Annotated in this window: 27 protein-coding genes; 13 read left to right on the top strand and 14 right to left on the bottom strand. The window is 60.9% G+C overall.

The window, feature by feature from the left end; translation table 11 throughout:
- Nucleotide 1 precedes the first annotated feature (1 nt).
- Together AC3WWH_RS07365 and AC3WWH_RS07360 are read right to left on the bottom strand one after the other, a co-directional pair.
- Nucleotides 2-604 (bottom strand): flavin reductase family protein, encoded by a 603-nt coding sequence (locus AC3WWH_RS07365; protein WP_057255629.1) that lies wholly within the window; start codon nucleotides 602-604, stop codon nucleotides 2-4.
- Nucleotides 604-1,188: a nitroreductase family protein gene (locus AC3WWH_RS07360; protein ID WP_057255628.1), complete on the bottom strand. Its 585-nt coding sequence runs from the start codon at nucleotides 1,186-1,188 to the stop codon at nucleotides 604-606. The genes AC3WWH_RS07365 and AC3WWH_RS07360 overlap by 1 nt, the downstream gene beginning before the upstream one ends.
- A gap of 100 nt (nucleotides 1,189-1,288) precedes the next feature.
- Between AC3WWH_RS07360 and AC3WWH_RS07355 the strand changes: the two genes are divergently transcribed.
- Nucleotides 1,289-2,299, top strand: coding sequence for an RgsD C-terminal domain-containing protein (locus tag AC3WWH_RS07355; RefSeq protein WP_058320557.1), 1,011 nt, complete (start codon nucleotides 1,289-1,291; stop codon nucleotides 2,297-2,299).
- 34 nt (nucleotides 2,300-2,333) lie between these two features.
- On the opposite strand, the gene AC3WWH_RS07350 is transcribed toward AC3WWH_RS07355, so the two are convergent.
- The 6 genes from AC3WWH_RS07350 to AC3WWH_RS07325 all read right to left on the bottom strand — a co-directional run bounded on the left by AC3WWH_RS07350 (nucleotide 2,334) and on the right by AC3WWH_RS07325 (nucleotide 7,257).
- Nucleotides 2,334-3,173, bottom strand: coding sequence for a lysophospholipid acyltransferase family protein (locus AC3WWH_RS07350; RefSeq protein ID WP_058320634.1), 840 nt, complete (start codon nucleotides 3,171-3,173; stop codon nucleotides 2,334-2,336).
- A gap of 79 nt (nucleotides 3,174-3,252) precedes the next feature.
- On the bottom strand, nucleotides 3,253-5,235 hold the full coding sequence (gene thrS, locus AC3WWH_RS07345; RefSeq protein ID WP_058320556.1) for a threonine--tRNA ligase: 1,983 nt from the start codon (nucleotides 5,233-5,235) through the stop codon (nucleotides 3,253-3,255).
- A gap of 223 nt (nucleotides 5,236-5,458) precedes the next feature.
- The gene (locus tag AC3WWH_RS07340) at nucleotides 5,459-5,998 is read right to left on the bottom strand and encodes a DUF1697 domain-containing protein (protein ID WP_057255625.1); all 540 of its coding nucleotides are present in this window, start codon (nucleotides 5,996-5,998) and stop codon (nucleotides 5,459-5,461) included.
- Between the two features lie 11 nt (nucleotides 5,999-6,009).
- Entirely contained in the window at nucleotides 6,010-6,438 is a 429-nt protein-coding gene (locus AC3WWH_RS07335) for a DUF2267 domain-containing protein (RefSeq protein WP_058320555.1), read from the bottom strand.
- Nucleotides 6,435-6,809: a membrane protein insertion efficiency factor YidD gene (gene yidD, locus AC3WWH_RS07330; protein ID WP_058320554.1), complete on the bottom strand. Its 375-nt coding sequence runs from the start codon at nucleotides 6,807-6,809 to the stop codon at nucleotides 6,435-6,437. The genes AC3WWH_RS07335 and yidD overlap by 4 nt, the downstream gene beginning before the upstream one ends.
- Before the next feature lies 1 nt (nucleotide 6,810).
- Nucleotides 6,811-7,257 carry an iron-sulfur cluster assembly scaffold protein gene (locus AC3WWH_RS07325; RefSeq protein WP_057255622.1) on the bottom strand — a complete coding sequence of 149 codons (447 nt, stop codon included), beginning with the start codon at nucleotides 7,255-7,257 and terminating at the stop codon, nucleotides 6,811-6,813.
- A 340-nt stretch (nucleotides 7,258-7,597) separates the two neighbouring features.
- Between AC3WWH_RS07325 and folE the strand changes: the two genes are divergently transcribed.
- From folE to AC3WWH_RS07310, 3 genes are all read left to right on the top strand, one after another.
- Nucleotides 7,598-8,215: a GTP cyclohydrolase I FolE gene (gene folE / locus AC3WWH_RS07320; protein WP_057255621.1), complete on the top strand. Its 618-nt coding sequence runs from the start codon at nucleotides 7,598-7,600 to the stop codon at nucleotides 8,213-8,215.
- Nucleotides 8,216-8,239: 24 nt separating this feature from the next.
- Complete coding sequence (hisI, locus tag AC3WWH_RS07315) at nucleotides 8,240-8,692, top strand: phosphoribosyl-AMP cyclohydrolase (RefSeq protein WP_058320553.1); 453 nt, start codon at nucleotides 8,240-8,242, stop codon at nucleotides 8,690-8,692.
- Nucleotides 8,693-9,090: 398 nt separating this feature from the next.
- Complete coding sequence (locus AC3WWH_RS07310) at nucleotides 9,091-10,056, top strand: patatin-like phospholipase family protein (RefSeq protein ID WP_057255619.1); 966 nt, start codon at nucleotides 9,091-9,093, stop codon at nucleotides 10,054-10,056.
- A 299-nt stretch (nucleotides 10,057-10,355) separates the two neighbouring features.
- Here AC3WWH_RS07310 and AC3WWH_RS07305 read toward each other — a convergent pair whose 3' ends face one another.
- Both AC3WWH_RS07305 and AC3WWH_RS07300 read right to left on the bottom strand, forming a co-directional pair.
- The gene (locus AC3WWH_RS07305; protein ID WP_057255618.1) at nucleotides 10,356-10,784 is read right to left on the bottom strand and encodes a CBS domain-containing protein; all 429 of its coding nucleotides are present in this window, start codon (nucleotides 10,782-10,784) and stop codon (nucleotides 10,356-10,358) included.
- Between the two features lie 263 nt (nucleotides 10,785-11,047).
- Nucleotides 11,048-11,779 carry a rhomboid family intramembrane serine protease gene (locus AC3WWH_RS07300; RefSeq protein WP_058320552.1) on the bottom strand — a complete coding sequence of 244 codons (732 nt, stop codon included), beginning with the start codon at nucleotides 11,777-11,779 and terminating at the stop codon, nucleotides 11,048-11,050.
- A 361-nt stretch (nucleotides 11,780-12,140) separates the two neighbouring features.
- Between AC3WWH_RS07300 and AC3WWH_RS07295 the strand changes: the two genes are divergently transcribed.
- From AC3WWH_RS07295 to AC3WWH_RS07270, 6 genes are all read left to right on the top strand, one after another.
- On the top strand, nucleotides 12,141-12,767 hold the full coding sequence (locus AC3WWH_RS07295; RefSeq protein ID WP_063891421.1) for a PAS domain-containing protein: 627 nt from the start codon (nucleotides 12,141-12,143) through the stop codon (nucleotides 12,765-12,767).
- 108 nt (nucleotides 12,768-12,875) lie between these two features.
- Complete coding sequence (locus AC3WWH_RS07290) at nucleotides 12,876-13,484, top strand: PilZ domain-containing protein (RefSeq protein ID WP_057255615.1); 609 nt, start codon at nucleotides 12,876-12,878, stop codon at nucleotides 13,482-13,484.
- A 680-nt stretch (nucleotides 13,485-14,164) separates the two neighbouring features.
- Nucleotides 14,165-14,773, top strand: coding sequence for a transglutaminase-like cysteine peptidase (locus tag AC3WWH_RS07285; RefSeq protein ID WP_058320551.1), 609 nt, complete (start codon nucleotides 14,165-14,167; stop codon nucleotides 14,771-14,773).
- A 331-nt stretch (nucleotides 14,774-15,104) separates the two neighbouring features.
- The gene (locus AC3WWH_RS07280) at nucleotides 15,105-15,833 is read left to right on the top strand and encodes a hypothetical protein (RefSeq protein WP_058320550.1); all 729 of its coding nucleotides are present in this window, start codon (nucleotides 15,105-15,107) and stop codon (nucleotides 15,831-15,833) included.
- Between the two features lie 182 nt (nucleotides 15,834-16,015).
- The gene (locus tag AC3WWH_RS07275; RefSeq protein ID WP_058320549.1) at nucleotides 16,016-17,548 is read left to right on the top strand and encodes an SPOR domain-containing protein; all 1,533 of its coding nucleotides are present in this window, start codon (nucleotides 16,016-16,018) and stop codon (nucleotides 17,546-17,548) included.
- 78 nt (nucleotides 17,549-17,626) lie between these two features.
- A complete protein-coding gene (locus AC3WWH_RS07270) occupies nucleotides 17,627-17,896 on the top strand; it encodes a hypothetical protein (protein ID WP_058320548.1) in 270 nt (89 codons plus the stop codon).
- A 126-nt stretch (nucleotides 17,897-18,022) separates the two neighbouring features.
- Here AC3WWH_RS07270 and AC3WWH_RS07265 read toward each other — a convergent pair whose 3' ends face one another.
- Together AC3WWH_RS07265 and AC3WWH_RS07260 are read right to left on the bottom strand one after the other, a co-directional pair.
- Nucleotides 18,023-18,460 carry a DUF1489 family protein gene (locus AC3WWH_RS07265; RefSeq protein WP_057255610.1) on the bottom strand — a complete coding sequence of 146 codons (438 nt, stop codon included), beginning with the start codon at nucleotides 18,458-18,460 and terminating at the stop codon, nucleotides 18,023-18,025.
- 74 nt (nucleotides 18,461-18,534) lie between these two features.
- A complete protein-coding gene (locus AC3WWH_RS07260) occupies nucleotides 18,535-19,935 on the bottom strand; it encodes an L-serine ammonia-lyase (RefSeq protein WP_057255609.1) in 1,401 nt (466 codons plus the stop codon).
- Between the two features lie 748 nt (nucleotides 19,936-20,683).
- Between AC3WWH_RS07260 and AC3WWH_RS07255 the strand changes: the two genes are divergently transcribed.
- The 3 genes from AC3WWH_RS07255 (at nucleotide 20,684) to AC3WWH_RS07245 (ending at nucleotide 22,994) form a co-directional block, all read left to right on the top strand.
- The gene (locus AC3WWH_RS07255) at nucleotides 20,684-21,376 is read left to right on the top strand and encodes a DUF599 domain-containing protein (RefSeq protein ID WP_057255608.1); all 693 of its coding nucleotides are present in this window, start codon (nucleotides 20,684-20,686) and stop codon (nucleotides 21,374-21,376) included.
- 130 nt (nucleotides 21,377-21,506) lie between these two features.
- Nucleotides 21,507-22,517 (top strand): heparan-alpha-glucosaminide N-acetyltransferase, encoded by a 1,011-nt coding sequence (locus AC3WWH_RS07250; RefSeq protein WP_058320547.1) that lies wholly within the window; start codon nucleotides 21,507-21,509, stop codon nucleotides 22,515-22,517.
- Nucleotides 22,518-22,520: 3 nt separating this feature from the next.
- Nucleotides 22,521-22,994, top strand: coding sequence for a methyltransferase family protein (locus tag AC3WWH_RS07245; RefSeq protein WP_057255606.1), 474 nt, complete (start codon nucleotides 22,521-22,523; stop codon nucleotides 22,992-22,994).
- Between the two features lie 86 nt (nucleotides 22,995-23,080).
- Here AC3WWH_RS07245 and AC3WWH_RS07240 read toward each other — a convergent pair whose 3' ends face one another.
- Entirely contained in the window at nucleotides 23,081-23,467 is a 387-nt protein-coding gene (locus AC3WWH_RS07240) for a MerR family transcriptional regulator (RefSeq protein ID WP_057255605.1), read from the bottom strand.
- 175 nt (nucleotides 23,468-23,642) lie between these two features.
- Nucleotides 23,643-25,064 carry a magnesium transporter gene (mgtE, locus tag AC3WWH_RS07235; RefSeq protein WP_057255604.1) on the bottom strand — a complete coding sequence of 474 codons (1,422 nt, stop codon included), beginning with the start codon at nucleotides 25,062-25,064 and terminating at the stop codon, nucleotides 23,643-23,645.
- Between the last annotated feature and the right edge of the window lie 200 nt (nucleotides 25,065-25,264).

Below are 25,264 nucleotides of genomic sequence, written 5' to 3'. Positions count from 1 at the left end.
CTCAGAGGGTCGGGCGTGTCATCTGGAAGACGTCGCCGCCGTCGCAATAGTCCATGTAGCCGAGACGGGCGAGCGGCCTGACCGTCGCCATGTCGAAGCGGCCATCGCGGATTGCTTCCTCGCGGATATGAATGCCGACGACCTGGCCGATGACGACATAGTTGTCGGACACTTCGCCATCCAGGCCCTTCGGTTGAAACATCTCCGTCATCCGGCACTCGAGCGCAGCAAAGGCCTCACCGACGAACGGCGCCTTCACCAGAGTGCCGTCGACCGGCGTGAGCCCGGCGATCTCGAATTCACTCTCACCGTGCGGCGCGGGAATTGACGTCTTGTTCACAGCCTCGGCAAGACTGCGGCTGGCGAAGCTCGCCGTGAACTCACCGGTTGCTTCGATGTTGCGGACCGAATCCTTGTAGCCGCTCGATGAGAACATCACGAGCTTCGGCCGATCACTGATGGCATTGAAGAAAGAATAGGGCGCGAGGTTATGCGAACCGTCGCGCCCACGCGTGCCGATCCAACCGATCGGCCGCGGCGAGACGATGGCCTTGAAGGGGTCATGCGGCAAGCCGTGACGATTCGAGGCCGTATCGTAGAACATCAGGCGCCCTCGCCAACCCAGGTGACGATCTCTTCAAGCTCGGGCCTCGGCCGCTCCGTCGGCGGCACCATCGCAGTGCCGATATGAATGAAGCCGGCTGGCTTCTCACCCGGCTTGACGCCCAGCAAGGGATAGGCGCGCTCGTCGAAGGCAAACCATTCGGTCAGCCAGTTGGAGGCGTAGCCAAGTGCGTTTGCGGCCATCAGCAGGTTGAGGCACACGGCACCGGCAGACATCTGTTGCTCCCATTCCGGAATCTTGAAGTGCGGCGCAGCCGTGCTGACCACGGCGACCACGACCGGCGCCCGCGTCAGCCGCGTTTCCTCGACCTTGATCATTTCTTCCGAGAGATCGGGCTTCACTGCGAGCGCCATCGCCTTCAGCTCGGCGCTGATGCGCGCCCGCTCCTCACCGCGGTAGACGATAAAGCGCCAGGGTGCGAGCTTGCCGTGGTCCGGGACGCGGGAGGCGAGCTTCAACATCTCCTCGACCTCGGCCTTGCTGGGGCCGGGTTCGCCCATCTGGAATGCGGGGATCGAGCGACGGGACGCGAGATAATCAACAAGCTTAATTTCGGTTTTCATGTCGGATGAATTCCACTAATTTGCCGCAGCATCGGCAGCCACGAAAATGCCATATCGGCGTCCCAAGTGGAGTCACTCAGTCAGGAAGTCAACTGCTCTCATGCGTGCATGCTCTCGTATTTTCCTCAGAACCGGACTCGCGATCCTTGCCGCCGGCGCTGCTGCAGGAAGCGTGCTTGCCGAGGATGCAACGCAGGCCTTCGAGAGCTTTCCTTCGATCGCCGGCCCGCGCAAGATGCCGAAGCTCACGGGCTTCAGCCCAATGACGACGGATCCGATCGCCGACGGTACCTTGAGGGATGTCAAGCTCGAAGCGCTGCTCACTGAGAAAGGCGCCCCCGTCGAGGCCGGCCTGACCTGGCGCGTGTTCAGCCCGATCCCCGGGAGCGACGGCAAGCTGCCGCTTCTTGCAACGTCGGAAGGTGGATCGACGGCGTTCAACGTCGTGCCGGGCGATTATTTCGTCAACGTTTCCTTCGGACGTGCGTCCGCGACGCGCAAGATCCGCGTTCCCCAGGAAGGCACGCTCGAAAAGCAGGTTCTGGTCCTGGATGCGGGCGGCATCAAGCTGAACGCCGTTTCCGGCAGCGATGTGCGCATACCACCGGCCGAACTCAGCTTCTCCGTCTATTCTGCCGATACCAAGAGCGACGGCGAACGGGCGCTCATCATGTCGGATGTGAAGCCGAACACGGTGATCCGGCTCGGCGCCGGAACCTATCATGTGACCTCGAGCTACGGTGCCACCAACGCCTCGACGGCCGCCGACATCCAGGTCGAAGCCGGCAAGCTGACGGAAGCGACCATCCAGCATCGCGCCGCCAAGCTGACGCTCAAGCTCGTCTCCGAGCCCGGCGGCGAAGCGATCGCCAACACCGCATGGACGATCCTGACTTCCGCGGGCGACACGGTGGACGAAGAAAACGGCGCCTTCCCGACGCTGGTTCTGCTCGAAGGCAGCTACTCCGCCGTCGCACGCTACAAGGACAAGATCTACGAACGCGACTTCGCCGTGAAGGCCGGCGTCAACACGGATGTGGAGGTGTTGCTCAGCAGCGGCGGCAACGACGCCAATTCCAACCCGGGCGCAATCTCCGACGCGGCCGACTAGGATCTTCTTCCAGCATCAACCAACTGACGCTACGTCAACCCACCCGTCTCATGAACCGCCGGCGCGGCGGCGCCATGGAGAAGACCGCTTCATAGATGCGGGCCAGCAAATCCTTGCGATCGCCACAGGCACCGAGGTCCTCGGGCGTCAGCACACGGCCGATGCGCGCCGCGATCGTCGTACCGGACAGACGGCGAAACTCGCGGATCAGCAGCGACAGCCTCAGCGTCAGTGAGATCTTACTCGCCAGATGGAAGATGGGACCGTTCTGTCCCTCGAAGTAGATCGGGATGACGCTCGCCCGCGCGGCCTGGATCAGCTTCGCCGGAAAGATCTTCCAGGGCAGATCCTCGGCACGACCGAAGCCCTTCGGCGCGGTCGCGACACCGCCGGCGGGAAAGATCACGATCGTCACGCCTTCCTTCAGCAGGCGCAGCGCCTCATGGCGTGTCGCCATGTTGACCGCGAGCGCCTCCTTCGTCTCCTCGAACGACACCGGCAAGGAATAGGGCGCCATTTCCGGCACCTTCAGCAGTTCGTTGTTGATGAGCACACGGAACGGGCGGCCGAGCTGTTCGGCGAGCGCCAGCACAGCGATGCCGTCGCCAATGCCGAAGGGATGATTGGCGATGATGACGATTGGCGTATCGGGCAAGTGCCGCGGCGGCCACTCACCCTGGGTTCGCAGCTTCACGTCGATCAGCTGCAGCATTTCACCGAAGACCCGATCGCTCTTGCCGACGATGTCGGACCGCCAGCGCGTGTAAAGCTTTGCGTAGCGATTGCGACCCGACAGACCTTCGATGGAGCGAATGAACCAGCGCTTCAGGCGCCGGTCGTTTTCATTGGCGTAGGACAGCTCTTTGAACTGCACGGACATCTCCGATGGATATAATCTTATCCGGATATTCCGCTAATATGACAGTTTGCTGACAAAGCAAGTGCCCGGGGGTTCAACCCCGGGCTTTCTTTTCCGCCTTGCGCTTGAGATCCGGCGCCATCGCCTCGAAGGCGAGCGACGCGATTGCCTCGTCGAGCGACATTGCGGTCTGGGCCTGGGAGCCAAGACGGCGGATGTTGACCGAACGCTCCTCGGCTTCGCGCTTGCCGCAAACGATGATGACCGGAACCTTGGTCACCGAATGTTCGCGGACCTTGTAGTTGATCTTCTCGTTGCGGAAGTCGGTCTCGACGGTGAGGCCGGCGTCACGCAGGAGCTCGGCAACCTCGCGACCATAGTCGTCGGCTTCAGACGTGATCGTCGCGACCACCAACTGCAGCGGCGAAACCCAAAGCGGCATGTGGCCGGCAAAGTTCTCGATGAGGATACCAAGGAACCGTTCCATCGAGCCGCAGATGGCGCGGTGGATCATCACCGGCTGGCGCTTTTCCGATTCCTTGTCGATGTAGAAGGCACCGAAACGCTCCGGCAGGTTGAAGTCGACCTGGGTCGTGCCGCACTGCCATTCGCGGCCGATCGCATCCTTCAGCGTGTATTCGAACTTCGGACCGTAGAAAGCGCCCTCGCCCGGCAGGATCCCGGTCTTGATGCGGCCTTCCGACTGCGCCTCGATCGTCTTCAGCACGTCCATCATCACGCTTTCGGCGCGATCCCACAGCTCGTCGGAGCCGACGCGCTTGTCCGGACGGGTGGAGAGTTTGACCACCACTTCCTTGAAGCCGAAGTCCTCGTAGACCGAGAGGATGAGGTCGTTGATGCGCAGGCATTCAGCCGCCATCTGCTCGTCGGTGCAGAAGACGTGGGCATCGTCCTGGGTAAAGCCGCGCACGCGCATCAGGCCGTGCAGAGCACCGGAGGGCTCGTAGCGGTGAACGTTGCCGAATTCGGCTAGGCGAACCGGAAGCTCGCGGTAGGACTTCAGGCCATGCTTGAAGATCTGGATATGGCCCGGGCAGTTCATCGGCTTCAGCGCGAAGACGCGGTCGTCGTCGGTTTCATCGCCGGCAACCGTCACCTTGAACATGTTGTCGCGGTACCAACCCCAGTGACCCGAGGTTTCCCACAGCGACTTGTCGAGCACCTGCGGCGCGTTGACTTCCTGGTAGGTGTTCGCAAGCCGACGGCGCATATAGGCCGTCAGCGTCTGGAACATGCGCCAGCCCTTGCCGTGCCAGAAGACGACGCCCGGACCCTCTTCCTGGAAATGGAACAGGTCCATTTCGCGGCCAAGGCGGCGGTGATCGCGCTTCTCGGCCTCGGCGAGCACGTGGAGATACTGGTCCAGCTCTTCCTGTGTGTGCCAGGCCGTGCCGTAGATGCGGGTCAGCATCGCGTTGTTGCTGTCACCGCGCCAATAGGCGCCGGCCACCTTCATCAGCTTGAAGGCGGTGCCGATCTGGCCGGTCGAGGCCATGTGCGGACCGCGGCAAAGGTCGAACCAATCGCCCTGGTAATAGATCTTGAGATCCTGTCCCTCGGGGATCGCATCGACGAGCTCGACCTTGTAGGCCTCGCCCTTGTCGGCAAAGACCTGACGCGCCTTTTCGCGCGACCAGACTTCCTTGGTGAAAGGCTTGTTGCGGGCGATGATCTCCTTCATCCGCTTTTCGATGAGCGGCAGATCATCCGGCGTGAAGGGCTCGTTGCGGGCGAAGTCGTAGTAGAAGCCATTGTCGATGACCGGACCGATAGTCACCTGCGTTCCCGGCCACAGTTCCTGCACGGCCTCGGCCATCACGTGTGCGGCATCGTGACGGATAAGCTCAAGCGAACGCTTGTCGTCGCGCACGACGATCTCGAGCCGGCCATTGGTCACCGGATCGGACAGGTCGCGCAGCTCGTCGTCGAGCGCAATCGCGACCGCCTTCTTGGCGAGCGATTTCGAAATCGATTCTGCCACGTCGCGGCCGGTCGTGCCGAAAGGATATTCGCGCACCGAGCCATCTGGAAATGTAAGGGAAACAGGATTCGACATGATGATCTCCTATCCAGTCCCGCCAACGAATGCGGGTGGTATGGTTGACCGGAAACGACCGGTGAATTGACGATACAGCGTCGCATCCGTCAGACGCGCAAAGGTCGCTGTAGTGCTTTGGATTGCCGCATGTTTTGCCCTAGGCCGAGACGACCCAGGAAAACACGCCGTAGCCTGATAAAGGGTTTTCGAAAGTGAGTAAAGGCGAAGGCTGCGACAGAGCCTAGCCGCGCAGCATCTCGGCGAGCCCCTTGACGGTGTTCCAGTTGCGAAACGTCCCGATGCCCAAACGCTTGGTCGTCATTGCACCCAGCAGTTTCGATTTGCTGGCCTTGCCGGGAAAATGCACCCAGAGATCGCCGTCAACGATTGCCAGACGTTCCCCAGCGACGCAGTAACGCTGAAGTCCTTCGAGCGCGGGTTCGGTGAGCGGGTCGCGCATCACGCGGACATGCACGCGCGTGGCATCCTCTTCGCCTTCGTCGTGAAATGGATTGGATGCCGCGAGCTTCAGCCAACCGGCACCGGAACGAACAATGATGTCGACATGCCGACCGAATGTCTCGGAGAAGGCCTTCTCAAGCGGCGATTCTAAGTCGCCGATGGACGTTTGTCCGGTCTCGAACACGAGATTGCCTGTCGCAACCAGGGTTCGCGGCGAGCGATAGCCGAGGCCTTCGGCCATCTCTCTGAGATCGACCATCACGACACGTCGCCCGGCACCAAGAACAATGCTGTAAAGCAAGGCAACGTAGCTGTTCATCCACCCTCCCTTCAGGCTCGCCAGAAATCGGCAGCGCCTGCCGGAAGCCGGGCAAGAACCCGGTCGAGCTTCACCTCATCGAGGTTGCGACGCAAGGCGCCAGCCACGTCGGCAATGGCGCTGTCGGGGGAAATATTGTGATCCGGCCGCAGCGACTGCACCTCGCGGGTCATGGCGATGCGGCCCGAAAACGGGACCCTCGGTTCTTCGAGGTCCCATTCGGCCACGAAAATCGCGCGCAGCACCGGCGGCAAGACATCCGCGAACAGGATGGCATCCTCCAGCTCCAGCCGCCGCCGAAACGTCTGCAGCACGGCCTGCACCATCGTGTAGGCCTGGTTCGTCGTCTGCAGCCCGGCAAGGTCGCGCGCGTCGACGATGAAACGCTCGAAATCCGCGGAGGCCTGACGGTATTCCATCGGCATGGTCATGGTGGTCATCCAGCCTTCGGCCGCGGCCGCCAGTAGCGCCACGGCGTGTACCAGGTCAGGCGAGGTTCAAGCCGTTCCGGAACCGGATCGAAGCCGTGCGTTCCGCCCGGACCGCAGCGCGCCACGCGAAACAGCGTCATCCAGCCTCCGGCCCAGATGCCATGGCGGGCGATTGCCTCATAGCCGTATTCCGAACAGGTCGGCAGGTGCCGGCACGAATTGCCGATGAAGCTCGAAAGCGTGAGCTGATAGATACGGATCAGCGCCATCCCGATCAGCCGCCCCGGCGTCTTGCGAAACGGACCATCCCAGTTTCGGCCACGCACTGCAGGCTTCGCACCGTTGTCCGGCGTATGCCGACAATTCGGTTCGCCGCACATGTCAGACGGCCGCGAGCAGTCGCTTGGCCTCGATCTGCTCGATGGCATCGACGACGGCATCAAAGGTCAGCATCGTCGACGCGTGACGCGCCTTGTAATCCTTCACCGGACGCAGGAAGCGCATATCCTCGAAGCGCCCGGATGGGCCCTCGCCGTCCGCCTTCAACATGGCCAGCATGTCCGCGCGCGCCTGTCGGATTTCTTCCGCGCCGGCGCCGACGACATGGCGCGCCATGATCGAGGACGAGGCTTGGCCAAGCGCGCAGGCCTTCACGTCATGGGCAAAATCGGTGACCACGTCGCCGTCCATCTTCAGCCAGATATGCACTTTCGAACCACAGAGCTTCGAGTGCGCGGTCGCGTCCGCGTCGGCGTCGGCAATCGTTCCGATGCGCGGAATATTGCCGGCAAATTCGAGAATTCGGCTGTTGTAGATGTCATCCATCATTTGACGCGATCCGGCTGATTTTTCGCGGTTTTGAGTGATCGACGCATGATTTTCTCCGGTAGGCAGGAAAAAAGCACGACGCGACACGCTCCGCCTCTTTCATCTCTGTGGCACCATACTATATGCTATGTCGTGTTGGGGCGACAGTTCCGCAAGAGGAACAATGTCGCCTGTTGTTTGGGAAACCGTGCCGGAAGGTCCAGTGCACTGCTAAGCCAGGACCGGAAAGCCCCGGAGCCCGCCAACGGAACCCAAGCCTGCAGGGTTAGGCGAATGGCCAGTGGCGAGTTGTCCGAAAGATAAAACGTCAAGCAATCCCGTATTGCTAAAAGAGGCCATTATGGACGCCATAGTGAAGAATTTTCCCGTGCTCGACGATGCGAGCGGCCGCCCGACCCAGAAGGAGGCCGAGGAAGCCGTGCGCGTTCTCCTGCGCTGGGCCGGTGAAGATCCGGAACGCGAAGGGCTGCTGGACACGCCGGCGCGCGTCGCCAAGTCCTACCGCGAGCTTTTCAGCGGCTATGATCTCGCTGCCGAAGACGTACTCGGACGGACCTTCGAGGAAGTCGCCGGTTACGACGACATGGTGCTCGTCAAGGACATCCCGTTCTATTCGCATTGCGAGCATCACATGGTGCCGATCATCGGCAAAGCGCATGTCGCCTATCTGCCGAATGGCCGCGTGCTCGGCCTTTCCAAGATCGCCCGGGTGGTCGATATCTATGGCCGCCGGCTGCAGACGCAGGAATCGATGACGGCGCAGATCGCCAAGGCGATCGACGAAACGCTTGCCCCGCGCGGCGTCGCGGTGATGATCGAAGCCGAACATATGTGCATGGCGATGCGTGGCGTGCAGAAGCAAGGCTCGACAACGCTCACCACCACATTTACGGGTACGTTCCAGACGGAACCGGCTGAACAGGCCCGGTTCATGACGATGCTCAGGGGCTTTAAGTAAGGCTCCGACAGACGGAGCCTTTCCATGACGCTCACCTTCGACGCTCCCTCCTCCAACAAGGCTGAACTGGAAACCGGTCCGGCCTTCACCCCGCGCTTCGATGAAAAGGGGCTGATCACGGCTGTCGTCACGGATGCGCGGGACGGTGAGCTTTTGATGGTCGCCCACATGAACGCCGAGGCCCTGGCTTTGACGATCGAGACGGGTGTCGCGCACTATTACAGCCGTTCGCGCAAGAGCCTCTGGAAGAAGGGCGAAAGCTCCGGCAACCTGCAGACGGTCAAGGAGATCCGCACCGATTGCGACCAGGATGCGATCTGGTTGAAAGTGTCCGTCGCCGGTCACGACGCCACCTGCCATACCGGCCGCCGGTCCTGCTTCTACCGCACGGTCGGCGCCGAAAACGGCAAGGCCATGGTCGAAATCACCGACGACCATAGGCACTTCGACCCCGCAGAAATCTATGATAAAAATTAAGCATCGCGCATCTTTTTGGTGCGGGCACATGCTATATTTATCTTTTGGAAACCAAGCGAGCGCCTAATCCTTTGGCAAGGATGCGGCGCTACGAAGGAACGGCAACGTTCCCGGCTGTATTGCAAACTGTATCCAATGTTTATCGATCCTGCCGCAATCGGCGACGGGATCGGTGATATACCTAAGAACGGTGCCAGTCTTTCAGCAATGGACAGGACGAGGCCGGCACCTGCGCCGGCTTGGCGGAGCCTCCCCAGGACGCGTGCAAGAAATTGCGTTCCTTCAGGATCGAATCCGATCCCTGAAAGTTAAGTCAGTCGTGAATTACCACAGCGACCTTCGCGCATCTTCATCGACGTGTCGCGCTGCGGAGTATTCGGCGGTGTTGGAGGTGCCGGATGTTGAATTGGACTTTTACGCGTAGCAACCAGATTGCAGATCTGTCCGGCCCGGACGGCACATCGATTTCAACAACACCACCAGAACCTGCGACACCTCCGCAGAGACCGAAGATCGCAATTGCCCTTGGGGGCGGCGCCGCGCGCGGCTGGGCCCATATCGGCGTGCTGCGAGCGCTCGACGAAGAAGGCATCGAAGTTGGCATGATTGCGGGCACCTCGATCGGCGCGCTCGTCGGCGGTTGCTATCTTGCCGGCAAGCTCGACGAACTCGAGACCTTCGCACGCTCCCTCACCGTCCGGCGGATTGCGGGACTGCTCGATTTCGCTATTGGCGGCGGCGGTCTCTTTGGCGGACTGAGGCTGACCAAGCGCATGCAGGAGCATCTGCAGGGACTTAGCATCGAAAGCCTCGACAGGCCATTCATTGCCGTTGCGACCGAAGTGCATAGTGGGCATGAGGTTTGGCTCGAAAAAGGATCGCTCATCACCGCGATCCGCGCTTCCTACGCCTTGCCCGGCATCTTCGAGCCGATCAAGGCGAACGGACGCACGCTCATCGACGGCGCGCTCGTCAACCCCGTCCCGGTCTCTGTCTGCCGCGCTCACGAGCAGCAGCTCGTCGTCGCCGTGAACCTCAACTACGAGCTCTATGGCCGCTCAGCCGTCGTCAAACACAGCGCCGGCATGGGGACGCCGGATGCGCCGGCGCAGGAAAAGGAAGCGACCCTTCACTCCCGCCTCGGCATGACCGGCGTGATGGTTCAGGCCTTCAACATCATCCAGGATCGTATTTCCCGTGCTCGTCTTGCCGGCGACCCTCCGGACCTGGCTTTGCACCCCAAGCTCAACGATATCGGCCTATCGGAGTTTCACCGTGCAGGTGAGGCGATCGACCGAGGCTACCACGAAGCGAAGGCCAAGCTCGTGGAGATCCGCCGGATGCAGGACGCCCTCGTGCGCTGACGAGCGATCTTCCGTCGATCTGTTGCGGGTTATCCGCGCAGCGATTGTGCGCGGGGTCGTTGTCCCATTACGGGGAATGCGTCGCGAACCGCAAGCAGGCCGCATCGCGCCATAAGACCTTGCCGCCCGATCGCTACAGCGCCGCGCGCCTTATCAGACACGCAAAGGTCGCTGCAGCACTTTGATTTTCTGCACGTCTTTGTCCTTAAATCGAGGTCGATTTAAGGAGACATGCAGTAGGCACGAACAGGGCAAAGTACCTGAGGTGGATAAGGGGGCGGCGCAGGCTGCCTTCCCATTTAGCCGGCGATATAGGCCTTGATCTGCTCGGTCTCGTGCTCGATCGCACGGATGTGGTGTTTGATCACGTCGCCGATCGAAACAATGCCGGCGAGCTGGCCATTTTTTTCGACCGGCAGGTGGCGGGCCCTGAGCTTGCTCATCATTTCCATCAGGGCCTGAACGGACATTTCCTCGGTGCAGCAGTAGACATTTTGCCACATGACGGCCGCGACCGACCTTTCGAGACAGGTCGCTCCCTGCTTGGCGATCGCTGCGACGATGTCGCGCTCGGTGAGGATGCCTGCGATCTGATCATCCGCATCGACGATGATGACCGCACCGATATGATTGTCACGCAAGAGAATGGCAGCCTGTTGGACTGTCATCTGCGGGCCGACCGTTACGACGTTGCGACCCTTTTCATCGAGTATTGCTTTTACTGACATGCGCACATCTCCCGTTGCGACAACTCCGGGTCGGCAGGGCAAGGTCCAGCCGTCTCTCGTGCGGTACGGTCGGGCGATGGAACCTGTACCCTGGCCGCTTATGATCGCCTGCCCGCGTGCTCCTCAGACGCGGACGGGCTTTCTATACCCGGCCTTCACGGGCCGCCTAGCCTTTCGACAATCGGCGACCGTAACAAATGGTGCGCCAGCGCTCCGGGGAAATCAAGCGCTCACAAGCGCCGTCCGCCGATCTTTCGACGTCGTCAGTCGCGGGGGTCGAAAAGGCCGAAGAGAAGGAAGCCGAAGAGGAAGCCGCCGATATGCGCTTCCCAGGCGATGCTACCCGCCCCCCCAGGCGTGAAGATGCCGAGCCCGATCAGAAAGTTGGTGAGGAACCAGATCCCGGCGAACATCACGACAGAGCGATTTGCCAGCGCCTCACTGACGGGCAGCCGCCGGTTGAGATGGGCAAATTGCCGGCTGATCCGCCCGCTTGGCGAAAAGACGAAGCGCGCCGCCGCGCCCATGAAACCGGAAACGACGCCCGAGGCACCGACGACCACGATCATCTCGCCCCAGTGAAATGCCGTGTGCAGCGCAACTGCGGCCGCAGCCGAAAGGCACCAGAATACCGCAAGCCGTCCCATGCCGATGCGGCGCACGACCGGCGCACCGAAAGCGACCATCCAGAAGATATTGAAGATCAGGTGCTCCCAGCTGCCATGCAGGAACGAATAGGTAATGGGGCTCCAGAGCCAGGCGAGCCCCTGCTCGGCCAGGGGATGATCGTAGCGCGCCGGCAGAAAGGCGAAGTTGAAGATGATCTCCTGATCTATCGCAGGCGGCAGAACATAGGTGCGCAAGGCATGAATGGCGATCAGAAACAGCAGAATGCCGGTAAGTCCGGCCGGCAGATTGAAGGCAGGCTCACGTGACGGACTGGCGGCGCTGTCCCGGTCCGTCTCCGGTGGCGTTGCCGTCTGATCTCGTTCCATGGTTGCTGCTTTCTCCATCGATTGGCCCGTTCGATCGCATTCGATCGAGGCGATGGCATGACATCGCGGGATTCGGACCGGACTGGGGCGACCAGCCATAAGCAAACAAAAAAAGACCGTCCAGTAAAAACTGAACGGTCGCCAAGCTCAGATCCGAGCTCCAGTTCAAGTGCCGAAGCCAACGCTTCGTGAAGTCATGTCTTTCAGTGCCAGTCGCAGTGCTCCAGCGCAATCGAAACCATTCGTTAACCTTAATTTCGAGCTGGCATGCTTTTCGCTCCATTGATCTCAAGACCGCAATGATCGGCCAAACATGTGCCAGACCGGCACAAGCGGGCCGCAGAAATGGAATGAACGCAAGATGCGCAGCAAGACGACCATGGAGCTTTTCCGATACTGGAACACCATTCGCGGCAAGCGCGACCTTCCCTGTCGGGACGAACTCGAGCCGGGGGACATCCGCGCACTGTTGCCCAACCTGTTTATTCTCGAGCGTGATCGCAACGGCATCTCGTTTCGTCTTGGGGGAACCCATGTCTGCGCACTCTTCGGCCTTGAACTGCGCGGGCGACAATTCGGCATGCTGTGGCTGAACTCGCAGGCTGCCAAGACGCAGCGCATCGCCGGCCAGGTGATGACGCACCGGGTGCCTGTGATGCTGTCCGCCAAAGGGCGCACAGCCGATGCACGCGAGGTCGAGGTCGAAATGCTGCTGTTGCCGCTCGCCTCAACCGAGGGTGCAAGCGACCGAATCCTTGGCGCGCTCTCGCCACTTTCCCGCCCGTACTGGTTGCATGCGACATCGGTGGAAGGCCTCGACGTCACCGGCATGAAAATCCTCGACCCCGACCGCACAGCCGTGTTTCGCGAAGAGCCGGCGGTGGAACACGTCTCCCCGCGTGCAGAATCCCGCGCTGGCGAAGGGTTTTTGGGAGAGTCCCGTCGTGTCGGACATCTTCGCATTCTGGAGGGCGGACGACGCGAATGATCGCTGCTGCTGTCCCGGGTTGGCCACGCGGACCAACCGCAGGACGAACATTCTATTAACCCGAACGTTCTAAACTCCGCCTGCCAAAATACGTCATGCAGAGTCATCATGTTCTCATTCCAGCACGCTCAGAATACCGCTCCGAAGCCGCATCACGAAGGTGCGTTCCAGCGCGTTTCCGTGAACCTTGCTGGACGGCTGATGCTGGCCAATCGCGACGAATATGATTGCACCGCCGTCGACATGTCGCCGGGCGACGTGCTGCTTTCCTCCCCGGCACGGCCGCGGGCGGGTGAGCGCATCATCGCCTATATCGACCATGTCGGCCGCCTAGAAGGCACCGTGTCGCGCATCGCCGACGATGCCTTCGTGATTCAGCTCAACGCCACCGAACGCAAGCGCGAGAAGTTGGCTGCGCAGCTTACCTGGATCGCCAACAAACACGAACTCGGTCTGCCGGAGGATCGGCGCCACGACCGCCTCGCGCCGCGCAAGACGTCAACCGAGCTGACGCTGGACACCGGCGAAAAATTCCCTTGCCGCATCATCGACCTCTCGCTCTCCGGCGCGGCCGTCGATATCGAGAACCGCCCGCCGATCGGCACCCCGGTCCTGCTCGGCAACATGAAGGGCAAGATCGTTCGCCATTTCCAGGAAGGCTGCGCCATCGAGTTCTCGGGCGTACAGTCGCGCGAAGCATTGACGGAATTCCTCTAAGGGCGTGTCCGCGCGACCCTCACTGGCCTACCCCGATCAAGATCGTTGCCTTGTCACCCCGATCGCGCACCAGCCCCCTGAGGCTCCGCGCCACTTCTTACGCGTGATTGCGGGCCGCCCCGATATGCGCAACGACAGACCAGCCAATCGCTGGCCCGATCCTGCGGCACGAAACCAACCTTGGCTTTCACAGTAGACCTGCCCCACGGGCCGCGACGACGCTGTCCGCGCGGACTGGGCGACCGGCATCGCCTCGCTGACGACGACTGCTTCATTTCGGAACATCTCGATCCGACCGCGACTTCTGACCGCAAATATTTTTTCGAACAAATTCAAGGCGCGACGCTTATTTGAAGTCGAAAAGCGACGACAAGATCGACGTCATCCGCCCCTGGCGCGACGCATCGCGACCGCGATTTTCCGGCAGCCACTGCTCCTGTCGCTCTGCGGATCGGCATAGGTCTATTGATTACAATCGCTTACATCGTCAAGGAAACATGAATGGAAGATCGCTGCGTCGAGAAATCGATAAAATTTGACTCAAATTCGATTTAAATAAAAATCAAATTCTATTCTTGTTTTATTCTTATACGACTTTCATTTGTACTTGTTTTTAGTTCGCAAGTTCGCGAGCGATAAAAACGTCTGTGCCATTGTCGAACCACAACGGGGAGACAATCATGCTCAAGACAATCACCAAGATGATCGCGGTTGCGGTCCTTTTCACCGGCGGTCTGATCGAAACGGCGCTGGCGCTTCCGGCCAACATGGTCGTCACCGGTGCAACCAACCCGCCGATCGGTCACTACGAGTTCTGCAAGATCTATCCGTCGGAGTGCACCTCCAACGGTAAGGACCGCGGCCCGATGATGCTGACGCGCGAAGGCTGGCAGAAGATTCTCGAGGTCAACTACGACGTCAATCAGGCGGTCACCCCGATGACCGACATGGAAATTGATGGCGTCGAGGAGAAGTGGTCCTATCCGGACACGGTTGGCGACTGTGAAGACTATGTCCTCTTGAAGCGCCGCAAACTGATCGAGAACGGTTTCTCTCCGTCGGACCTCCTGATCACCGTCGTTCTGCAACCGAACGGTGATGGCCATGCCGTTCTCACCGTGCGCACTGACCGTGGCGACTTCATTCTCGACAACATGCGCAACAAGGTGCTGCTGTGGTCGGACACCGAATACACCTACCTCAAGCGCCAATCGACCGAACACTCCGGTCGCTGGGTCAAGCTCCAGGACGGCCGCACCGTCGCCGTCGGCAGCGTACGGACGCAGTAAGCACAGAAGACATCGGAGGCGGCGCGCCTTTCGCAGCAGCCTCCACCATTCCAGGGCACCGGTCATAAACATCCCCGTCCAGACCGAGCCTCGGCCGGTTCCGCGTCCCTCGGAACCGGCCGTTTTTATGACCGGCATTCCCGGCGCTAAACCGTGTCGCGATCTTTCTTTAAGTTTTTGATGTTTCGCAGCTCGAGGGGGAATTCACAGAAAATTAACCATCCTCGACCAGCGTCGGGCAAGCGACGTCGTCCATCCTACGATGCGCGGGAATGCGTGAGCCGAACAACGGACCGCCGGGGTTCGGCCATCGCGACGGGACAGCCCAACGATGAGCAGCTCTTCAAACGACATTCACGAACCGGAGCTCCGACCGCTGCTGTCGCCCGGCTTCGTCTACCGGGTGATGGCAGCGGTCGCGGTGCTTGCGGCGCTGACCGCTGCCATCTCATTTGCAGGGCGCTGGTTCGGCGAAAACCTCGCCCTTGCCGGCCACACCGCGAGCAACGAGCTTTTCGACATCTTCATCGGCCAGGATCACTTGCGCCTGCCGGCCAACATGATCCGCTTCGAGGCACAACGCGCCACCTCGATCGTCGAGCGCGTCGATCTCTACCTGACCTGGCCGGGGCTCGAAGGTTACAGCGCCCGGAGCCGGGCACTCTTCAACAATGTCGACGCACCCGAAAGCCTCCTTTTCCTGCAGATTTCCCAAAGCACGATGTCGCGCGACATGTCCGGGCGGCTGGAGCCGATCTATTCGCAGGTCTTCGACGGCGCGCCCACGGCTGGCCCGGCCGGGCTGACGGAGCACGCAGTCAAGCCGACATCCAGCTATGCGGGCGAAGTGTTCTTTACCGCTGAGACGAGCACCCAGGCGCCCTACGTGGTGCGCTGCCTCGGCCCACAATCCATCTCGACCAGCGCCGATTGCCAGCGCGACATTCACGCCGGAAAGGACCTCGCCGTGCTCTACAGATTCTCCAACAAACTGCTGCCGCAGTGGCGCGAAATCGACCAAGCGATCACCGCCTTCGTCAAAAACCGTCTCGTGCCCTGATTTCGTCTAACTGGTGTGGTGCAGGCAGCCTGCCGCACCATTGCGCTACACCGGCATCGCCCTTGTACAAATGCGTTCGATTCCGGAAACCAATCATTCATCATAAACCGATTGGTAACGCTATGCCGATACTGTCTCGAGAACGGTCGTTCCCGGAGGCGGCGTCCGGACAACCCCATGACATGAGAATAAAGAGTAGCGTAGTGTCCCAATCCGGTTTTTTTGATCTCGCGAAGCGCCCGTTCGGTGCTCTTTCAAAGATGGTAGGACGGGTCGTCCTTGCGGGCGCCATTGCATCGGCCGCCTTTGCCGCACCGGCCTTCGCCGCCTCGAACTATGCCAATCCGAAATATTCGGGCATCGTCGTCGATGCCAAGACCGGCAAGATTCTTTACGGCGAGGATGCCGACGAACTGCGCTATCCCGCGTCTCTCACCAAGATGATGACGCTCTATCTGACCTTCGAAGCGCTCGAAGCCGGTCGGATCACGAAGTCCACCTCCATCCCCTTTTCGAAAAACGCTTCCGCCGAGCCGCCATCGAAGCTTGGTGTGCGTGCCGGACAGTCGATCACCGTCGAACAGGCGATCCTTTCGCTCGTCACCCGCTCGGCCAACGATGCGTCGACGGCGCTCGGTGAATATCTCGGCGGTTCGGAGCAGCGTTTTGCCCGCATGATGACGAACAAGGCCCGGGCGCTCGGCATGACGCGCACGACCTATCGCAATGCCAACGGCCTGCCGGACCCGGAACAGCGCACGACCGCGCGCGACCAGGCCCGTCTTGGCCTCGCGCTTCGCCAGCATTTTCCGCAGTATTACGATTACTTCTCCACCCGCAGCTTCCGTTTCGGCAAGCAGACGATCGGCAATCACAACCGCCTGCTCGGCAATGTCCGCGGCGTGGATGGCATCAAGACCGGTTACACCCGCGCGTCGGGCTTCAATCTCGTGACCTCGGCTCAGCTCGAGGGTCGCAGCATCGTCGCCGTCGTCATGGGCGGCAGCTCCGGCGCCAGCCGTGATGCGCAGATGCGCCGGCTCGTCGCCAAGTACATGCCGTCGGCATCGCGGCGTGGCGACGGCAATCTGATTGCCGAGACCAAGCCTACTCCCGTTCCGGCTGAAGAGACCCAGGTTGCAGAGGCGGCTCCCGTTGCGGATACGCCTGTCGTCGCGGCCGCGGCCAGCGGTCACGACCTGCCCAACACCGGCCCGGTTCCTGGCATCCGCTATAACGGCGAAAGCGCGAGCAGCGTACAGATGGCCTATGCCGGCAACAAGCGCGCGTCGGACAACCCCGTTCTTTCCCCGAAGATCGTTCCCAACACGCTCGACGCACAGAGCCTGAAACTCCGTCAGCCTGTCGCCGCCGGCATGGTTGACACCCAGATCACCAATTCCGTTCCGAAGAAGGCCGACGCGGTTGCGAAGGCCGAACCGGCCGAAGCCGCAAAAGCCGAACCGATGCCGGCGCAGCCGCAGGGCTGGGTCATCCAGATCGGCGCAACGCCGGACAAGGATCAGGCCATGACCCTTCTCGGCAACGCCAAGGACAAGGGCGGCAAGGCACTTCGCGATGCAAAACCCTTCACTGTCGCTTTCGGCCAGGTCTATCGCGCCCGTTTCGGCGGCTTCGACGACCAGAATGCAGCGGTCAATGCCTGCAAGGCCCTGAAGAAGAAAGGCATCTCCTGCTGGGCGAGCCAGCAGTAAGGTCAAAAGATTTGGCGGCCGGATGTGTTTGTTTTCCGGCCGTCTTCCTCGGATTTGTACAGCGTAACGAGGTTAATCATGGCGATGAACGAAAACGTTCCGGGTGTCACCCCGCTGCCGGGACGGCGCGCCAAGCCGTCGCGCATCAACCTGCATCCCCTGCACGAGGCGGCCATGCGCATTGCCGATCTCGGGCTGAACCGATCGAAGGCGAAGACGCGCGATCTGGTCGGGATGCTCCTGACGCACGGCGCCCGCGCCTGGCGGTCGACGCAGCCGCGTGCCGGCATTCATCTTCACGTGACGGGGCCGAACCGGCGCCATCCCCTGAAAATGCGGATCACCTGAACGTTCATGAAATTCCGAAAGGCGGCCTGTGCCGCCTTTTTTCTTGTTGCGACACCGCCGCAACCATGCGCGTGCCAGCATCGCAACCTGCCCTGTGATGGGTCGTCAGGTCATCCATATTGAAGATTAGAGAAGTCCGAGTTCCGCCAATTCGCGGCGCAGCTCGAGCGGCATCTCGGCACCGCCACCGGAAAGCGACGCAAGGTCGCGCGGCGCATCCTTGTCGGTGAGATAGCGCCAGCCCTGGAAGGCACGCCGCGGCTGCAACTCCGTCTCGACCACTTCAGGGCCAAGCAGCAGATTGCAGCGGCCGATACCCTCGCCATCCGTGAAGGTTTCGATACCGATCAAGGACTGTCGCGCCTGCACGGTCCCCTTGATCACCCAGTAGAGCGAACCGCCGCTCAGCAGTTCCTCCACCCGTTTCGGCACCATGCGGGTCGTGTGGAAGGAATGGGGCTCGAGGCCAGCGGCCATGGCGGCCATAGCCTTGCGCGAAACCCATTCGCGCAGGTCCTCGATCGATTCCGCTCCGACGCAGAGCTTTATGAGATGCAGAGACATAGCTGTTTTGAACACCCGTCCGGCCGTTGCGGTCAAGCGGCCAGACGCTGTTCATCCACAATCACCGTGGCGGCTCAACATTCGACGACGTTGACCGCGAGACCGCCGGTCGATGTTTCCTTGTACTTCTCGTTCATGTCGACGCCGGTTTGGCGCATCGTCTCGATGCAGGCATCGAGCGGCACAAAATGCTTACCGTCGCCCTTGAGCGCCAGCGAGGCTGCCGTCACCGCCTTGACCGCACCGAGCGCGTTGCGCTCGATGCACGGAACCTGAACCAGGCCGGCGACCGGATCACAGGTCATGCCGAGGTGGTGCTCGAGTGCGATCTCGGCGGCATTTTCGATCTGCTCGGGCGTACCGCCCATGACGGCAGCAAGGCCGGCAGCGGCCATGGCGGACGCTGAGCCGACCTCACCCTGACAGCCGACCTCGGCACCGGAGATCGAGGCGTTGTGCTTGATGATGCCACCGATTGCGGCAGCCGTCAGCAGATAGTCGCGGATGCCCTCCTGATCCGCGTCGTCATGGAAATGCATGTAGTAGCGGATAGTGGCGGGGACGACGCCTGCTGCACCGTTGGTCGGCGACGTGACGACGCGGCCGCCGGCGGCATTCTCTTCATTGACCGCCATCGCGTAGACGCTCAGCCAGTCGTTGGCGAGCAGCGGGTTGGTCTTGTTGGAGCGCCATTCTTCCTGCAGCTTGTCGTGGATCGAGCGTGCGCGGCGGCGGACCTTCAAGCCACCGGGCATGATGCCCTCCTGGCTCAGCCCACGGTCGATACAGTTGCTCATCGCGCCCCAGATGCGGTCGAGCCCGGCATTCAGCTCATCCGGCGACATGGTCGCTTCTTCGTTCGCCCGTTTCATCTGGGCGATCGTCATCCCGGAGCGGGCCGCCATGTCCAGCATCTCCTGGGCCGACGAGAACGGGAATGGCACCTTGACGCCGGCCGCCTTGTTCTTCGAGGCACGCATCGCCTCGAGTTCCGTATCGGTCACGACGAAGCCGCCGCCGATCGAATAATAGATCCGCTTCAGCAGCAGCCGGCCGTCGCGGTCGAACGCGGAGAAGGACATGCCGTTGGCATGGCCGGGCAGCGGCACCTTCTTGTCGAAGACCAGGTCCGTCTTCGGCTGGAATTCATAGGACGGATGTCCCGGCGGCGAAATGCGGCCGCTGCGCTCGACCTCGTCGATCAAGCCGTCCATGCGATCAGGATCGACCAGGTCGGGGCGTTCGCCGACGAGACCAAGGACAACCGCCCTGCCCGTGCCGTGGCCGATACCGGTATGGGCCAGCGAACCGTGCAGGCTGACCTTGATCGCCGCAACGGCAGCATGGGACGGGCGCGGCCAGTCGTCGGAAAGAATGAGTTCGAGAAAGCGGTTGGCGGCCGACATCGGCCCCATCGTATGCGAGCTCGAAGGCCCGATACCGATCTTGAACACGTCGAAGACGGAAAGAAACATAAGTTTGCCTGCCCCGGAGACTGACTCGCGGCGCACCGGCATGATTGCCCGAGCACCGCATTCACGATTGCCTCGATATCACGCTTCACGGTCTGTGCGAACCGGCGCGCTATCCTCATATTTACTGCGCGATTTTATCCTCAGATCGGCACCGATTTAAGGAAATCCGCAACAAATATAGGAACGAAGCCTAAGCGATCCCATAGCAGACGGTCAGGCGGTCAACCGACATTCGATCCCATCCGTGCGACATTGTCATCCCGCAAAGGCTCCGGGGTGTCGAGATTGGCTGCCTGGAATCAAAAACGGCGCGGCTTTTGGGAAGCCGCGCCGTCAATCAGTGGTCTTTTCTAGATACCAGATATCAAAGGCCGCCGAAAAGATAAGCAAGAACAAGAACGCCAGCGAAACCAGCCACGGCGCGTGCAGTTACGCCCCAGCAAGATTTCTGAATTGTATTGTCCATGATGTCTCCGAAAACACTCTCAACGGCCGCGAGCAGCACATTGGGTGCCCGCGTCTGGGGCCTTGCATATTGAAGAAAGTGTTACTGCGCAATGGGGAAATGTGGCGGAAAGGTGTCAGGCCCTCGCCGCTCAGTACACTAAGCTGGTGAAAACCGCGCAATTGGCGGGCGGGAGCGGAGAAAAATTCCGCCGCAATTTCATCACAGTAGTTGACGCGCCGTCGATTCCCGCGCCGCCGCGGCCACCTTGCATTTTCCAAAAGCCATGCCAAAAACACGTGTATGACCTTCGAAGATTACATAGCGCTTGTCGTGTTTATCCTGCTTTGGGCGGGTTTCAGCTGGGCGACCGACGGCACGCGCGGCTTCAAGCGGGTGAGTCTCACCCGCCTCATGAACGAGCATCGTGGCCGCTGGATCCGCAATTCGCTCAACCGCGATCTGAAGATGATCGATACGCAGATCATCGCGGGGCTGCAGGCCGGCACCGCCTTCTTTGCCTCGACGACGATCTTCGCCCTCGGTGGCTGCTTCGCTCTGCTCGGCGCAACCGAACAGGTGCAAATGATCTTCGCGGACATGCCCTATGTCTTCCATGGCGGTCGGACCGCGTTCGAGCTGAAGGTCGGTGGCCTCACCTGTCTCTTCGGCTATTCCTTCTTCAAGTTCGGCTGGTCCTACCGGCTGTTCAACTATTGCTCAATCCTGATGGGCGGCATTCCAATGACCGCCGACATGCAACGCGACCTGCAGGCGGCGGAGAAGGCAGCCGAACGGGCGATCCGCATGAACGTGCTGGCCGCCAAGCACTTCAACGCCGGGCTTCGGGCGATTTTCCTGTCGATCGGATATCTCGGCTGGTTCATCAGCCCCTATGTCTTCGTCGGGCTCACCGTCTTCGTCATCTTCGTGCTGACCCGCAGGCAGTTCTTCTCGGAGGCACGCGCGGCGCTGCTGCCGGACGCAACGCCCTGACAGCACGCGCGCCCATCGCGCTGAACGGAAACAGACCAGGCCTGACCACTTCCACCATCAGCCAACGACGCGTGTTTGGCACAAGCCAAACATGTCATTCTTCTTCACGCCCACAGGATGGCGAATGCCCATGTCCGACAGCAATGTGACTTCACCGACGACACAGATACCGGCTCAATCTGCCGCACGGGGGCGGCTCGCCTTCATCGACGTCGCACGCGGCGTGGCACTGCTCGCCATGGCTACCTATCATTTCGTCTGGGACCTCGAGTTCTTCGGCTACGTTGCCGCGGGAACCGCCGGCACCGGCGGCTGGAAGATCTTTGCCCGGCTCATCGCCAGCAGCTTCCTGTTTCTCGCCGGGTACAGCCTTGTGCTCGGACAATGGCCGAAGCTTCGCCTCGACGCGTTCATGCGGCGCTTTGCCAAAATCGCCGGTGCGGCAGCGCTGATCACGATCGCGACCTATTTCGCGTTCCCGGACACCTTCATCTTCTTCGGCATCCTGCATGCGATCGCCGCGGCAAGCGTGATCGGCCTTGTCTTCCTGCGGCTTCCCGCCGTCGTTTCCCTTGTTGCGGCGGCAGCAGCCATCGCGGCACCCTTCTATTTGCGCTCGCCGGCCTTCGATGCACCCTGGCTCTGGTGGGTCGGACTGTCGGAATCCTTCCCGCGCTCCAACGACTATGTGCCGCTGCTGCCGTGGCTCGGGCCTTTCCTCTTCGGCCTTGCCGCAGCCAAGCTCTTCCATGCGCGGCTCGTCGCGGTCCTCGCAAACCGTCCGTCCACAGGTGGCAAGGGCAAACTGTGGATGAGCCCGCTCGTCTTCGGCGGCCGTCACAGTCTGGCCATATACCTCATTCACCAGCCCGTGCTCATCGGACTGGTCTATCTCTTCTCGCTGATTTCACCGCCAACATTGCCGGATCCCAAGCAAGCCTACCGCAGCAATTGCGTCGCGGCCTGCAACCAGGGGAACCCGGCCGTGCCGTGCGAGGCCTTCTGCGGCTGTACGCTCGACCTTCTGGTACAACAGAACCTGTTCAATAGCCTGAACAGGGGAGAGATCAACGTCAGCACCGATGAACGCATTGCGCGAATCGCGCGACAGTGCACAATGGACGTGCAATCAGGGGACTAGGACATGAATGCCTATCGTGCCAAGCCGCTGAATTTCCCGTGGCCCGCCCTGCTCTACGGCGTCGCCACGCTCGCGGCCCTTGTTCTGGCGCGATATTCCCCCATCCCCGTCGCACACGGACACAGCTGGTTTCCCTGGATCAGCGGCGGCACACTGATCATCGTCGCCATCTGGCTGGATCTCTGGGCAGTCAAGACCTTGCTCGACCGGCACACGGCCGTCATGCCCTACCGGTCGGCGACCTGCCTCGTCACCTACGGCCCCTTCCGCTTCACACGCAACCCGATCTATCTCGGCTACACCCTGATGATGGTCGGCTTCGGTCTGGCGACGCTCAATCCTTGGTTCTTCATCACGGCGATCGCAGCGGTGATGCTGACGACCGTCTTTGCCATTCGCAACGAAGAGCGGCATCTGCTGTCGCGCTTCGGCTTCGAGTTCGAGCGTTATTGCCGGCACACCAGCCGCTGGATCTGACCAAAAGACCGCACAGCCCAAAACCAAAAAGGGCAGCGCGGACGCCACCCTTCGAAACGTTCGCCTTTAAGAATACGCCTGCCTGCTCAAGTACCGACGCCGATCTCCGCGAGACGCGTCAGGCAGGCCTCCTCGACATTGTCGAGCTCTGCCAGCGTGTCTTCGATATCCTTGCGCTTCTGCCGAAGCTCCTCGCGCTTTTCCTCGACACGGTTCATCAAGAGCCGAAGCTGGCCCATCTCGCCGGGCGGATCCTTATAGACCTGGATGATTTCGCGGATTTCGGCAATCGTGAAGCCGATGCGCCGGCCACGCAGAATTTCCTGGATCAGCCGCCGATCCGCAGGCCGGAACAGGCGCGTGCGTCCACGGCGTTCAGGATGAATGAGGCCCTCGTCCTCATAGAACCGCAGCGTTCGGGTGGAAATGCCGAATTCCCGCGTCAATTCGGTGATGCTATAATATTTATTCACGCTGCCATTCCATGATTTACTGCATCATTCCTAAAATCGGTATCGATTTAAGGTCAAAATAATGCAGCAGGTCAAAGTGTTACAGCGATCTCAGCGTGTCATGGAAGACGCGCGCGCTGTAATGCGTATACACTATCGTTGACCTTGACGTAAAAGTCAAACAACGGCGTTCACCTCACGTGACGTGAAACCACCACGTGGCGATGCCGAGAAAACTGAAGAAACCGGTGATGTCGGTGATGGCCGTCACGAAAACGGCGGAAGACACGGCCGGATCGGCACCGAAGCGGTCCAGGCAGAGCGGAACGAGGATGCCGCCAAGTGCTGCGGCCATCATATTGATCAGCATGGCCGTGGCGATGATACCGCCGATGTTCGGGTCCTGAAACCAGAGACCGGCGAGCAGGCCGATCAGCGTGCCGAAGATCATGCCGTTCAACAGCCCGACCCCGGCTTCGCGCCGAATGATGCGCGGCGCGTTGTGAATGTCGAGGCCGCGGGTCGCAAGCGCGCGGACGGTAACGGTCATGGTCTGCGAACCGGCATTGCCGCCCATGCCGGCGACAATCGGCATCAGAATGGCGAGCGCGACGATCTGCTGAATGGTCGCATCGAAAAGCCCGATGACCGAGGCGGACATGCACGCCGTCATCGAATTGATGAACAGCCACGGCACGCGTGAGCGCGATGCCTCGGCAACCGAGTCCGAGAGCTCTTCATCGCCGACACCGCTCAAGCGCAAGAGGTCTTCTTCCGCTTCTTCTTGAATGACGTCGACGACGTCATCGATGGTGAGCACGCCGACGAGCCTTCCATTGTCATCGACGACCGCCGCGGAGAGAAGGTCATATTGCTCAAACAGTTGCGCTGCCTCTTCCTGGTCCATCTCGGCCGGAATCGCATGGCTCGTGTCATGCATGATCGCATCGACCTTGACCGACCGCTTGGTCCTGAGGATGCGGTCGAGGTCCATGGCACCGAGCAGCTTGAAGGTCGGGTCGATGACAAAGATCTGCGTGAAGCTCTCGGGCAGGTCCTCGTCTTCGCGCATGTAGTCGATCGTCTGGCCAACGGTCCAGAATGGCGGCACCGCCACGAACTCGGTCTGCATGCGCCGGCCGGCGGTGCTCTCCGGATAATCGAGCGAGCGGCGAAGGCGAACCCGTTCCGTAAAGGGAAGCTTCGCCAGGATCTCGTCCTGATCTTCCTGGTCGAGGTCCTCGAGAATGTAGACGGCGTCGTCCGAGTCCATTTCGCCGATAGCCTCGGCGATCTGCTCGTTCGGCAGATGCTCGACGATATCGAGACGGATGGCCTCGTCGACCTCCGTCAGCGCCGAAAGGTCGAATTCCTTGCCGAGCAGTGAGACCAGCGCCAGGCGCTGGTCAGGCTGGATCGCTTCAAGCAGGTCGCCGAGTTCCGACGAATGCAGGCCGGCGACGTGCTGGCGCAGATAGATCGTATCGCGATCGGCGATCGCGGCCCCGACATGCATGAGGAAATCGGAACGGACCGAACCGTCGTCGGCATAGATGTCCGAGCCGTCAAAGGTCTTGACGTCTTCGATACCGCTGTCGTCGTCGCCGATATTGCTCATGGGCGCCCTCGAAACGATTGCTGCTTTCCGGTGCTCCATCATACGGGCCGGAAAGAATGCGTCACTGACGGTTGGTGCCCCTCTTCCGCTGCCGTGCTCCGGAAGTTGGGTCCTACAGCCCTGCTAGCGCAAAGCCCCGCCGAGGTCCACAGCACAGATACCACCCTGTGCGCGGCGATAACAGATTTATTCAAGCTGTT

This window comes from Ensifer sp. EB106-03-01-XG145, from assembly GCF_058792075.1.
The sequence above is the reverse complement of the archived record's forward strand: the minus strand, read 5'-3'. Positions and strand labels throughout refer to the sequence as shown.